Raw genomic sequence first — 11,225 nt, forward strand, 5'->3', positions numbered from 1 at the left:
ACCGCCACCGTGCGGCAGGTGTCGAGCAGCCGCGCGATCGTCTGCGCTTCGCGATCAAAGGGGGCATCGGTCATCATGGACGCTCCTTTTTTTGAAGTTGAGAGCACTATTTTGTGCTGGCAATCGGCTGAAAATCGGGCTCGGCGGCCGCTGGGGATGCGGGGGCAGGGGGCGGGCCCGCTGACAACCGTCCCAAGGCCCCGCGCAGTTCATCGACCGAGATCAGTTCCGACAGCACCACGGGCGCCTGGCCCGGGGCGTGCAGGACGTAGACCGGCACGCCGTTGCGGCCCAGGCGGGCGAGTTCGGCGGTGATGGCGGGGTCGCGTCGGGTCCAGTCGGCGCGCAGCAGACGCACGTTCTTGGCCCTCAGGTCGGCGAGCACCGCAGGGTTCGCGAGCGTGGTTTTCTTGTTGTATTGGCAGGTCACGCACCAAGCGGCGGTGAAGTCCACGAACACGGCTTGGCCGCTGGCCACGATCGACTCGACCTTGCCCGGTGCCCAGGGCTCCCAGACCAGCGCGCCGTCGGCGGCCGCCGCGCTCGGCGTCGCCCCGGTGTCGCTGAGGCTGGTGGCCTCCATTTGCCCCACGCGCGGGCCGAAGGCGCTCGCCGTCCAGGCGAACAGCGCGAGCGCCACGGCGACTAGCGTCCAGCGCGCGCGGCCCTGCAGCGTGAACGCCCAAATGACGAAGGCGAGCGCGACCAGCAACGCCAGCAGCGCGCCGGCGCCGTCGATGCCGCTTTGCTGTCCCAAAACCCAGACCAGCCAGACGACGGTGGCAAACATCGGGAAGGCCATGAGGTGGCGGAAGGTGTCCATCCAGGCGCCAGGACGGGGCAGCGCGCGCGCGACCGCCGGTGAGAATGCGGCCACCAAATAGGGCAGCGCGAGGCCAAGCCCGATGGATGCGAACACGGCCAGCGCATGCACCCCGGGCAGGGCCACCGCAAAGCCGAGCGACGCGCCCATGAACGGCGCCGTGCATGGCGAGGCGACGGCCACTGCCAGCACGCCGGTGAGAAAGGCATCGGCGACTGGGTGGCGCGCATGCAGACTCGCGAGCGACGAGGGCAGCACGCTGCCGAACTCGAACAGCCCGGCGAGGTTCAAGCCAATGAGCGTGAACAACGCGGCCAGGCCCGCCACCACCCAGGGGTTTTGCAACTGGAAGCCCCAACCCAGGCTCTCGCCCGCCGCACGCAGCGCCAGCAGCAGCGCGCCCAGCGCAACGAAGGACACGACCACGCCCACGGTGTAGGCCAGGCCGCTGATGCGGTGCGCGCGGCGGTCCTCGGCATGCTGCGCAAAGGCCAGCACCTTGATCGCGAGCACCGGAAACACGCAGGGCATGAGGTTGAGAATCAGCCCACCGAGGAACGCACCGAGCAGCGCGGCGACAAGCCCGATGTCCGCGCCGCCGCCGGGCGCTGCCGGGGCCGCGCCCGAAGCCGCATTCGCCGCATTCGCTTGCAACGCCGCTTCGAGCGCCGGGGAGACGGTCGCCGCCGCGCGTGCGGCGGGCCAGCCGCCTTCGACGGTCGCGAGCACGCGCACGGCTTTGGGCGGCGCGCTGCGGCCTTCGCGCACACTCAGCACCAGCGGGAGCTGCTCGGGGCTGCTGCTGCGGTCTTTGGAGAGGGGCACCGCGGCTTCCCAGACCTCGCCGGCCCAGCGCTGGGTGGCTTGGGGGTGCTCGGTGCTCGCCGATTCGAGCACTTCCGGCGTTTCGGGAAACACATCGAGCGCTAGGCCGCGCCAAGCCTCGGGCAAACCGGTGATGCGCAGCTGCAGGCGCTCACCCTAGACCCGGGCTCGAGTGAGGGCGCGGCTGGCCAGGTCGGTGGGCGCGGCGTCGAACGCGGCTTCGAACTCGGCGCCATGCAGCGCGACCGAGCCTTCGAGCGGCAGCGACAGCGCGAACTCGCCCTCTTGCGGAATGCACTCTTGTCGACAGACCAGCCAGCTCGCCTTCACCCGCACATCGAGCTTGCCGCTGGCCGGTGCTCGATAGTCGGCCGTGAAGCGCAGCGGCACGGGCAGCAGCACGGTGCCGTCGTAGCCGTAATTCACCAGCGGCGGCACGGGCAGCTTCTTGGGCGCAGGCCAGACGATCTCACCGGCTTGCACGCCCGGGGGCAGCGTCCATTCCAGCGTGGTCGGCAGGCCCGAGTCGCCGGGGTTTTTCCAGTAGGTGTGCCAATGCGGCTGGTGCACCAGTTTGAGGCCCAGCCACACCGGGTGGGCGGCGGCCTGGCCCGGATCGCGCGGCAGGCCTTGCGGCGCATGCGCGAGCAGTTCGGCGCGAACCTCGGGCGTGGTGACCACGCTTTTGGCAAGAATTTGCGCGAAGCCCGGCGTGAAATGGCACAACAGTGCTATTAAAAAAAGAGCTACTCGTAGGGGGTGTGGCAACATGGTCAGGCGCATGGGGGCTTGGGTTCAGGGGCGCGGGTCTTTGTTTTGCACCGCGCAATGCCCTTCGGAGTGCGGGCGCGGGCGCAAGGTTCCCGTGCCGCTGTGGGCGGTCGATCACTATAGGGCAACGCTGAACCAGTCCCCTGCGCGCCATCGCGGGAACCGATTCAACGTCGCCGTAGCGGCATTGCACCCATCGGCTGCTGCGCGAATAATCCCCCAGGAACGGTTTTCTGTGCAGGAGAACCTCATGCCTAGCCTGGATGTTGCGTTGGTTCGCGCGCTCGAACCCTGGGCCGAACGGGTGCGCTTGCGCGCGCCGCTGCCCCTGTGCATTTGCTGGGGTGACGAGCCCTCGGCTGCGGTGTATTTGTGCGCGCCGCCGCACGAGCCCACGGTGCGGCTGACGCTGCGCAGCCCCAAGGCGCTGCCCGCGCTGCTTTCGCCCAGCCTTGAATCGCTGGGCGAGGCGTATGTCGAAGGCCACATCGACTTCGAGGGCTCGGTGTCCGAGATCATCGACACAGCCTGGCGGCTCGCCGAACTGGCCGCCGAAGAGGCTGCCGACTCAGCTGCTGCCGAAGCAGCCGTGCCCGCGCCCAGCGTGCTCGATCGGCTGATGCAGCGTATGGCGACCGCGTGGCAAGACCGGCAGCGCGCCCGCCACACGCCCGAGGCCGACCGGGCGGCCATCGAGTACCACTACGACGTCTCCAACGACTTCTACGCGCGGTGGCTGGACCCAGCGATGGTTTACTCCTGCGCGTACTTCGAAACGGGCGAGGAGACCCTGGCCGAGGCGCAGCAGAAGAAGATCGACCACATCCTCACCAAGCTGCGGCTGGCGCCGGGGCACACGCTGCTCGACATCGGCTGCGGTTGGGGTGCCTTGGTGCTGCGCGCGGCCGAGCGCTTTGGCGCGCGTTGCGTGGGCATCACCCTGTCGCAAAACCAGTACGAGCTCGCGCGCGATCGGGTGCGCGAGGCCGGCCTGGAAGACCGCGTGGAGATCCGGCTGCAGGACTACCGCGAGGTCGAGGGCCGTTTCGACCGCATCAGCAGCGTGGGCATGTTCGAGCATGTGGGCCTGGCCAACCTGCCGCAGTACTTCCGCCGCATCCACGACCTGCTGGCCGATGACGGCTGGGCGATGAACCACGGCATCACCAGCACCGACCCCGACGACGGCGAGACGCCCTACGGCGGCGGGCGCTTCATCGACCGCTACGTCTTTCCGCAGGGCGAGTTGCCGCACATCGGCACCGTGCTCACGACGATGCAGCGCGGTGGCCTCGAAGCCTTCGACGTCGAAAACCTGCGCCGGCACTATGCCCGCACGCTCGCGTGTTGGAGCGAGGCCTTCGAGGCCCGCGCCGAGGAGCTGCGCCGCATGGTGGACGAAAAGCGTTTTCGCATCTGGCGCGTCTACCTCGCGGGCTGTCGCTGGGCCTTCGAGCACGACCGCATCGCGCTCTACCAGGTGCTGTGCCGCCGCGCCGGCCGTCCCGCGCGCGAGCTGCCGTGGTCGCGGCGCTGGATGTACGCGGCCGGCTCATCGTGAGGTGCGCGCGCCGCCCGGCGGGAAGCGCTCGAACACCTCGGGCAGCGTTTTCGGCGCGTGGATGCGCAGCTGCTTGTTGACGTTCTCGCGGCCGTAAACGACCTCGATGTCCGATTCGCGCACGCCGAACTGCGGCGCGAGAAAGCGCACCATGTAGTCGGTGGCGCGGCCGTTGACGGGCGGTGCCTTGACGCTCACGCGCAACTGGTTGGCCAGCGGCTCGCCGATCGCGTCTTTCTTGGCGCTCGGTTTGCCGAGGATGTTGACGACGAGCACGTCGCCGTCCCAGCAGTAGAACGAATCTCCGGTGGCGTTGCGGGCTTGCATGAGGCGGGGCTGGCGGGGCCTTGTTCAGCGTTGCCTCCATCATAGGTCGCGCCGCGCCCCATCTTCGCTACCATGCGCGCATGAACCCACCTGCGCGCTATTGGGCCCAACTCTGCACCACCGATTTTGCGGCGCTCGACCGGGCGCGGGCGATCGCCGTGCTGCCGGTCGCCGCGACCGAGCAGCATGGGCCGCATCTACCGCTGTCGGTGGACGCAACGCTGGTCGACGGCATCGTGACGGCGGCCTTGCCGCATCTGGCACCGGACCTGCCGGCGCTGTTTTTGCCCACGCAGGCCGTGGGCTTCAGCCCCGAACATGCCGCCTTTCCCGGCACGCTCACGCTCAAGGCCGAGACGGTGATGCGGCTGTGGACCGAAGTGGCCGAGTGCGTGGCCGCAGCGGGTGTGCGCAAGCTCGTCCTCTTCAACAGCCACGGCGGGCAGGTCGGTCTGCTCGACCCGGTGGCGCGGGATTTGCGCGCGCGGCTCGGAATGCTGGTCTACACGACGAGCTGGTTCCAGCTGCCGCTGCGCGACGAAACCGGCGCCGATCCACAGGCCGCCTTTGGCGCCGAGGAGCAGCGTTTTGGCATCCACGCCGGGGCGATCGAGACTTCGATGATGCTCGCGTTGGCGCCCGCTTCGGTGCGCATGCAGGCGGTGCGGTCCTTCGCCTCGGCCGCGCAGGCGCGCGCGGCGGCCTTTCCCCTGCTGGGTGACGGCCGCAGCGCCAAGCTGGCCTGGCAGATGCAGGACTACAACCCCGAGGGTGCCGTGGGCAATGCCGCGGCCGCCGACGCCGCCGTGGGCCGCTCGCTGGTTGAGGCCGCCGGCCGCGCGCTGGCGCAGCTGCTGACGGAGATCGACCGCCTGCCGCCCGACACGCTGCGCAGCCGCTGACGCCGCTTTCAGCGAATCCGCACGGGGGCTGGTTGTGCGTGGCCATAATTTCGCATCATCCCGACCCCAGGAGCCCACCATGACCCCACCCCGCCGCCTCTGGCTCAGCCGCGCCCTGTGCGCCCTCGCCGCCTGCACCGCCTTCGCCGCTTCGGCCCAGACGGGAGCGGCCGTCAAGCTGCTGGTGGGTTTTCCGCCCGGCGGCGGCACCGATGCGGTGGCGCGCGTGCTCGCCGAGCCGCTGCGTGAGGCCCTGGGCGTGCCCGTGGTGGTGGAGAACAAGCCCGGCGCGGGCGGCCAGATCGCTGCGCAGACGCTCAAGGCCGCGCCGGCGGACGGGCACACCTTCTTCGTCTCGCACGACCACACCATCACCATCCTTCCGATGGTGGTGAAGAACCCCGGCTATGACAGTGCGCGCGACTTCGTGCCGGTGGCGGGCTTTGCGAGCTTCGTCAACGCGTTTGCGGTTTCCGGCGGCACCCCGGCCAAGAGCTTCGACGAGTACCTGGCCTGGGTGAAGTCCCAAGGCGGCAAGAGCAACGTGGGCATTCCCGCACCGGCGTCCACGCCGGAATTCCTGGTGCAGCTCATCGCCAAGCGCTACGGTCTGGATCTGGTCGCCGTGCCCTACCGCGGCAGTGCGCCGATGATGGCCGACATGCTGGGCAACCAGATCGCCGCGGGCGTGGGCTCGGTGCCCGACTTCATCGAAAACCACAAGGCTGGCAAGCTGCGCGTGGTGGCCGTGCTCGGGGGCAAGCGCCAGGCCACGCTGCCCGATGTGCCGACCTTTGCCGAGCTGGGCTTGAAGGGGCTCGAAGACGAGCCGTTCTACGGCGTCTTCGCGCCCGCCGGCACGCCCAAGGAGGCGCTGGAGCGGTTTTCCGCGGCGCTCGCCAAGGTGCTGGCGCAGCCCGCGGTGCGGGACCGGCTCACCGCGATGGGCTTGACGGTGGAATTCATGACCGGCGCGCAGCTCGCCGCGCGCGAGGCGGCCTACCGCAAGACCTGGGCCGGCATCATCGAAAAGAGCGGGTTCAAGCCGCAGTGAACACCGCCCCCGCGTTCGCCGTCACCCGCGACGTCGCATCCACCTTCGTGCCAGCACCGCTGCGCCGCTTCGATCGTCCTGACGCTGCGGCGCTGGCGCTGGCCGACCTCGGCGCGCTGCGCGAGCGTCTGCGCGCGCTGGGCGCGAACGACGCGCATCAGCACCGGGTGCTGCGGCTGTGGTCCCAGGCCCGGCCGCAGACCAGCGGGCGGCGCCGTGTCGAAGACTTTTTGCCCAAGCCGCTGCGCGAGGCGCTGCCCGCGCTCAGCGAGGCGCTGGCGGGCCTGGCGCGGCTGCACAGCCTGCACCCGGCCGAGGACGGCTCGGCGCGCCTGCTCGTCGCGCTGGCCGACGGGCAGACGGTCGAGAGCGTGCTGCTCGCGCCGGGGCGCACGCCGGGCTTGTGCGTCTCCACCCAGGTGGGCTGCGCGGTCGGCTGCGTGTTTTGCATGACCGGCCAGGGCGGGCTGCTGCGCCAGCTCGGCAGCGCCGAAATCGTTGCGCAGGTTGCATTGGCGCGCACGCTGCGGCCGGTGAAAAAGGTGGTGTTCATGGGCATGGGTGAGCCCGCGCACAACCTCGACGCGGTGCTCGATGCGATCGAGCTGCTCGGCACTGCGGGCGACATCGGGCACAAAAACCTGGTGCTCTCGACCGTGGGCGATGCCCGCGTGTTCGAGCGGCTGCCGCGCTGCCGGGTCAAGCCGGCGCTGGCGCTCTCGCTGCACAGCACCGACGCCGCGCGCCGCGCTGAACTGCTGCCGCGCGCGCCGCGCCTGTCGCCGCAGGAGCTGGTCGAGGCCGCCGATGCCTGGGCGCGCGAGAGCGGCTACCCGGTGCAGGTGCAGTGGACCCTGATCGAAGGCGTCAACGACGGCGACGACGAACTCCAGGGGCTCGAACGCCTGCTGCACGGTCGCTACGCCGTGCTCAACCTCATCCCCTACAACGCCGTGCCCGGCCTGCCCTGGCGCCGGCCCGACTGGGCGCGCGCCGCCGAAATGGCGCGACACCTGCACCGCCGCGGCATCCTCACCAAGCTGCGCCACTCGGCGGCGCAGGATGTCGAAGGCGGCTGCGGCCAACTGCGCGCCCGCGCGGTCGCGGCGGGTGCGGGAATCGGCTGATCGGGACCGTGCGATTGCTCCTATAAAAAGAGCAGACAGTGACCGTTTGAAGCGGGTGGGTCGCCGTTTTTCTTCAATGTCGGGGCGCGGCGTTCAGGGCGACGCTGGATGAGTTCCCGCGATGGCGCGCGACAGGGGGGTCAGCGCTGCATGGCGCCCGTGATGATGGCCTTGGCGTCCTCGATCGTCCAGGCAGAGCCGCCGCCGGACGACGGGAAGCCGATCAAGGCCAGCGTGCTGCCGTCGGCGCGCGTGTGCGCATAGCGTCCGTCGACGAGGATCACCAGCGGGGTGTGGCTCGTTATGCCCAGGGCGCGCAGGCGCTGGGCCCCGGCGGGCGACTCCATGTCGGTTTCGACCCACCGGACGCGCTTGCCTTGCTGGCCCAGCCAATCGCGCAAGGGCTTGAGCGCGTTGAGCACCGGCGGGTGCGCAAACGCGATGATCTCCACCGTGGGGTTGGCGGCATGGGCGCTGGCAGCGGCGGCAAGCAGCAGGCTGAGGAAGCCGCGGCGGGGCAGGGGAAGACGGGGCATGGGGATGGGCCTGAGGGTTGAGCGTTGAGCGTTGGATCGAACGCCGAATCCGGTCCTCGCGCGCGGGCACGGGGTCGGATTCAGCAGTGGTTGTGGCGCTTCCACATTTCTTCATGGCCGATGGCTTTGGCGAAGTCGGGCACTTTGCATCGCTCGGCCTCGGCTGCAGCCGCGGCAGTGGCTGCGGACGCGGCTGAACCTGGGGCGTTGGCGGGTGCGCTGGCTTGCGGCGCAACCGCCGCGGTTGTCTCTGCCGCAGGGGCTTTCATCGCCGCCGCCGTCGGCGTGGGCGCCGGAGCCAGCAGCGACGCGGCCACGGCCAGCACCGCGGCATAGGCCGCAGCAGCGGCAGCTTGTCGGCGATCCACCTGCACGGCGGGGTCGGGCGGCAGAGCGCAGCTGCCGCCGGGACAGTGCTGCGCGGCCTCGGGCCGGATGAGGTTGTAGAGCTTGCAGCCGATGCAAATCCCCAGCGCCGATTCGAAGAACATCAGCGTCAGACACGTCGCGCAGACCAAAATGTTGAGCGGCCCGATGACCTGCTGGACCACGACCAGCACGAACATCGTCAGCGCCAGCACGAAGCCGATGGCCCAGGCGAAGCGCTTTTGCGGCGCGCCCACCCATTCGGGCTGCTGCCGGCGCACCAGCCATTGCCCCAGAACCAGACTCGGCGCCCAGCGTGGGCTCACGAACAGCCGCAGCGCGAAGTCGATCAGAAAGGCCACGACGAACAGCCGCGTGGGCTGGAAATTGCCGAGCAGCCAGGCATTCATGAAGGAGATCAGAGCCGGCACGAACAGCAAACCCGCAGCCGCGCGCACCGCCCGTTCATTGAGCACCGGCACCTCGTAGCCGGGCACAGACTCGCCAAAACGCCGCCAGTTCGGCGTGGGGGGTGTTGGTTTGAGGGCAGCATCCTTGGTCATGCAGCGCAGTATGCGTTCGCAGCGCCGACGCGGCATATGATGTCTGTCATACGACCCGGCGCAACGCCGGACCCGCCCCCCCGCGCACCATCCCGGCCCATCATCCTAAATCCGGCAGTTGGGCGCACCCGGGCGGGCCGTCATCGGGCGCGCGGGCAAGGCGCAAACCACAGCCATGGCGTTTGCCATGGCGAGGATTTGCAACGCCGCCCCCGCGCCCAAGGGCGGCTCGAACGGGTGCGCAGCGCTCACCCAAGCGGTGAACGGCCTCCGCACCGAAAATTGTTGAAGCGTCAACACCTTGCGTTTCACGAAAAGCGGTCAACTGCCGGATTTAGGATCATTCAGCGTCACCCGAAGCGCCGCCCGCTATGGACACCGCCGTACCCGACACGCTACCCGACACCCTGGCCGAGCTTTTGCCCACGCCTTTGCATGCCCAGTGCCGCACCATGTCGGTGGCGCGGGGCGAGCGGCTGTTTCACACCGGGGCCGTGCCGGAGTGGATGTTTTTCGTCGCCGCTGGCGAGGTGGTGCTCGAGCGCCCGGGTGTCGGGGGCGCGCTGCTCGTGCTGCAGCGCCAGCGCCAGGGTTTCGTGGCCGAGGCCAGCCTGCAATCGGCGCGCTACCACTGCGACGCCCGCGTCACGCTGTCCGCGCGCATCACCCGCATCCCGGCGGCGGCGCTGCGGGCCGCGCTGGCGGCGGACGCGGCGTTTGCGCTGCGCTGGATCGCCATGCTCAACGGCGAACTGCGCCGGCTGCGCCAGCAGTGCGAGCGGCTGTCCCTCCAGCGTGTGCAGGACCGCTTGCTGCATTGGCTCGCCACCGCGCCTGGCGGGCGTTTCGAGACCGCCGCAGGCGGGCTCAAGTCCCTCGCGGCCGAACTCGGCGTCTCGCACGAGGCGCTCTACCGCTGCGTCGCGCGGCTCGAGGCGAGCGGCCAGATCCGACGCGAGCCCGCGGCCGTCGTGTGGGTACGCGACGCGCATCCCAAACCACCGACGGGCGTGCGCCGTCGCACAGAGTGCAAAAAACAGGAGTCATCGCCATGAACCCCGTCGCCCCCACCACGGCCGCCTTTCCCGCCGCGCCGAGCCTGCGCCCCTTGCGCGGCGTGCGCATCACGAGCCTGGCGCTCAATCTGCCGGGGCCGGCGGCTTTGATGCGGCTCGCGAGCATGGGCGCGCGCTGCCTGAAAATCGAGCCGCCCGCGCCCCCGGGTGCGCCGGCCGACACCCCAGGCGACCCGATGGGGCAGTACAACGCCGGCGCCTATGCGCAACTGCATGCAGGCATTCGCCGCCGCACGCTCGACCTCAAGACCGAGGCCGGGCAGGCGGCGCTGGCGCGGGAACTGGCGCGCAGCGATGTGCTGCTGACCTCGTTTCGGCCCTCGGCGTTGCGCAAGCTCGGGCTCAGTGCCGGGCAGCTGCGGCGCACACATCCGCACTTGTCCCTGGTGGCCATCGTCGGCGCGCCGGGCGCGCGGGCCGAAGCGCCGGGGCATGACCTGACCTATCTGGCCGAAGCCGGCTTGGTCCCCGGCCTCGAGCTGCCGCCGACCTTGTTCGCCGACATGGCTGGCGCCTTGCTCGCGAGCGAGGCGGTGCTGCAAGTCGTGTTGGCCCAGCGCGCGCCGGGCGGCACGGCCCAGCGGGGCGGCATGGCCCGGCGGGGTCGATCGGTCGAGGTGGCGCTGTCGGAAGCCGCCGCCTGGCTCGCGCTGCCCTTGCGCTGGGGCCTCACTCAGCGCCAAGGCGCCGTGGGCGGCGCGCATGCGGGCTACCGGGTCTATGCCTGCGCCGACGGCCGCGTGGCCGTCGCCGCCCTCGAGCCCCACTTCGCGCAGGCGCTTTGCCGTGCTGCCCAGATCGAATACCGCAGCCTCTCCACCCTGTTCGCCCCCGAGACCCATGAGCGCCTCACGCGCTTCTTCGCCGGGCAGACCCGCGCCGCGCTCGACGCCCTCGCCGAGCATGCGGATATTCCGTTGCAGACCCTGGGCGAAGCCGAATGAAAGGCCCTGCCGGGTATCGACGCAGGTAGCAGCCTCATGACGGCCGCACCGCTTTGACGCCGTTGAACGCCATGCGAACAGTCAGGGATATTCAACAGGTGTCACGGTTATGTCACAAAAGTTTCCCAAGATGAGGCTGCGCATTTCAGGCAACGCTGAATAGGTCCCCGCGATGGCGATGCGCGGCGCGCGAGGGGCTTGTTCAGCGTTGCCCTAACCTCACGCGATGTGATGGCCTGCGTGGAACCTTGTTATGGCATCAAACAGCGAGCCTTCTTTCACGGCCGCAGACCCGGACAATGAAATGCTCGACCGGCTTTTGGCGGTCATCCAGCAGCGGACGCTGACGG

General features: G+C 69.8%; 9 protein-coding genes and 1 pseudogene. 6 read left to right on the plus strand and 4 right to left on the minus strand.

The window, feature by feature from the left end; translation table 11 throughout:
* Nucleotides 1–184: 184 nt before the first annotated feature.
* Nucleotides 185–2,419 (minus strand): annotated as a pseudogene (locus tag JHC36_RS08015) (protein-disulfide reductase DsbD family protein); the annotation flags it as partial.
* Nucleotides 2,420–2,669: 250 nt separating this feature from the next.
* On the opposite strand from JHC36_RS08015, the gene JHC36_RS08020 reads away from it, so the two are divergent.
* The gene (locus JHC36_RS08020; protein ID WP_287918029.1) at nucleotides 2,670–3,980 is read left to right on the plus strand and encodes a class I SAM-dependent methyltransferase; all 1,311 of its coding nucleotides are present in this window, start codon (nucleotides 2,670–2,672) and stop codon (nucleotides 3,978–3,980) included.
* On the opposite strand, the gene JHC36_RS08025 is transcribed toward JHC36_RS08020, so the two are convergent.
* A complete protein-coding gene (locus JHC36_RS08025) occupies nucleotides 3,972–4,307 on the minus strand; it encodes a DUF167 domain-containing protein (RefSeq protein ID WP_287918031.1) in 336 nt (111 codons plus the stop codon). The genes JHC36_RS08020 and JHC36_RS08025 overlap by 9 nt on opposite strands.
* An 80-nt stretch (nucleotides 4,308–4,387) precedes the next feature.
* Between JHC36_RS08025 and JHC36_RS08030 the strand changes: the two genes are divergently transcribed.
* The 3 genes from JHC36_RS08030 to JHC36_RS08040 all read left to right on the plus strand — a co-directional run bounded on the left by JHC36_RS08030 (nucleotide 4,388) and on the right by JHC36_RS08040 (nucleotide 7,390).
* Nucleotides 4,388–5,209 carry a creatininase family protein gene (locus JHC36_RS08030; RefSeq protein WP_287918033.1) on the plus strand — a complete coding sequence of 274 codons (822 nt, stop codon included), beginning with the start codon at nucleotides 4,388–4,390 and terminating at the stop codon, nucleotides 5,207–5,209.
* Between the two features lie 79 nt (nucleotides 5,210–5,288).
* On the plus strand, nucleotides 5,289–6,263 hold the full coding sequence (locus JHC36_RS08035) for a Bug family tripartite tricarboxylate transporter substrate binding protein (protein WP_287918036.1): 975 nt from the start codon (nucleotides 5,289–5,291) through the stop codon (nucleotides 6,261–6,263).
* Nucleotides 6,264–6,361: 98 nt separating this feature from the next.
* Nucleotides 6,362–7,390: an RNA methyltransferase gene (locus tag JHC36_RS08040; protein ID WP_287918043.1), complete on the plus strand. Its 1,029-nt coding sequence runs from the start codon at nucleotides 6,362–6,364 to the stop codon at nucleotides 7,388–7,390.
* 140 nt (nucleotides 7,391–7,530) lie between these two features.
* Here JHC36_RS08040 and JHC36_RS08045 read toward each other — a convergent pair whose 3' ends face one another.
* Together JHC36_RS08045 and JHC36_RS08050 are read right to left on the minus strand one after the other, a co-directional pair.
* Nucleotides 7,531–7,926, minus strand: a complete 396-nt coding sequence (locus tag JHC36_RS08045; RefSeq protein WP_287918037.1) for a hypothetical protein — start codon at nucleotides 7,924–7,926, stop codon at nucleotides 7,531–7,533.
* Nucleotides 7,927–8,006: 80 nt separating this feature from the next.
* Nucleotides 8,007–8,855, minus strand: coding sequence for a DUF4395 domain-containing protein (locus JHC36_RS08050; RefSeq protein WP_287918038.1), 849 nt, complete (start codon nucleotides 8,853–8,855; stop codon nucleotides 8,007–8,009).
* A 371-nt stretch (nucleotides 8,856–9,226) separates the two neighbouring features.
* On the opposite strand from JHC36_RS08050, the gene JHC36_RS08055 reads away from it, so the two are divergent.
* Nucleotides 9,227–9,910, plus strand: coding sequence for a Crp/Fnr family transcriptional regulator (locus tag JHC36_RS08055; protein ID WP_287918039.1), 684 nt, complete (start codon nucleotides 9,227–9,229; stop codon nucleotides 9,908–9,910).
* Nucleotides 9,907–10,875 (plus strand): CoA transferase, encoded by a 969-nt coding sequence (locus JHC36_RS08060; RefSeq protein ID WP_287918041.1) that lies wholly within the window; start codon nucleotides 9,907–9,909, stop codon nucleotides 10,873–10,875. Before JHC36_RS08055 ends, JHC36_RS08060 begins: the two co-directional genes overlap by 4 nt.
* The last annotated feature ends 350 nt before the right edge of the window (nucleotides 10,876–11,225 follow it).

Source organism: Tibeticola sp., assembly GCF_022759015.1.
In the GTDB taxonomy this organism is placed as follows: Bacteria; Pseudomonadota; Gammaproteobacteria; order Burkholderiales; family Burkholderiaceae_C; genus Tibeticola; species Tibeticola sediminis.

Excerpts from the sequence above, each read along its gene's own strand:
- JHC36_RS08020 (WP_287918029.1), top strand. The coding sequence starts at position 2,670 with ATGCCTAGCCTGGATGTTGCGTTGGTTCGCGCGCTCGAACCCTGGGCC.
- JHC36_RS08030 (WP_287918033.1), top strand. The coding sequence starts at position 4,388 with ATGAACCCACCTGCGCGCTATTGGGCCCAACTCTGCACCACCGATTTT.
- JHC36_RS08060 (WP_287918041.1), top strand. The coding sequence starts at position 9,907 with ATGAACCCCGTCGCCCCCACCACGGCCGCCTTTCCCGCCGCGCCGAGC.
- JHC36_RS08050 (WP_287918038.1), bottom strand. The coding sequence starts at position 8,855 with ATGACCAAGGATGCTGCCCTCAAACCAACACCCCCCACGCCGAACTGG.
- JHC36_RS08045 (WP_287918037.1), bottom strand. The coding sequence starts at position 7,926 with ATGCCCCGTCTTCCCCTGCCCCGCCGCGGCTTCCTCAGCCTGCTGCTT.
- JHC36_RS08025 (WP_287918031.1), bottom strand. The coding sequence starts at position 4,307 with ATGCAAGCCCGCAACGCCACCGGAGATTCGTTCTACTGCTGGGACGGC.
- JHC36_RS08035 (WP_287918036.1), top strand. The coding sequence starts at position 5,289 with ATGACCCCACCCCGCCGCCTCTGGCTCAGCCGCGCCCTGTGCGCCCTC.
- JHC36_RS08055 (WP_287918039.1), top strand. The coding sequence starts at position 9,227 with ATGGACACCGCCGTACCCGACACGCTACCCGACACCCTGGCCGAGCTT.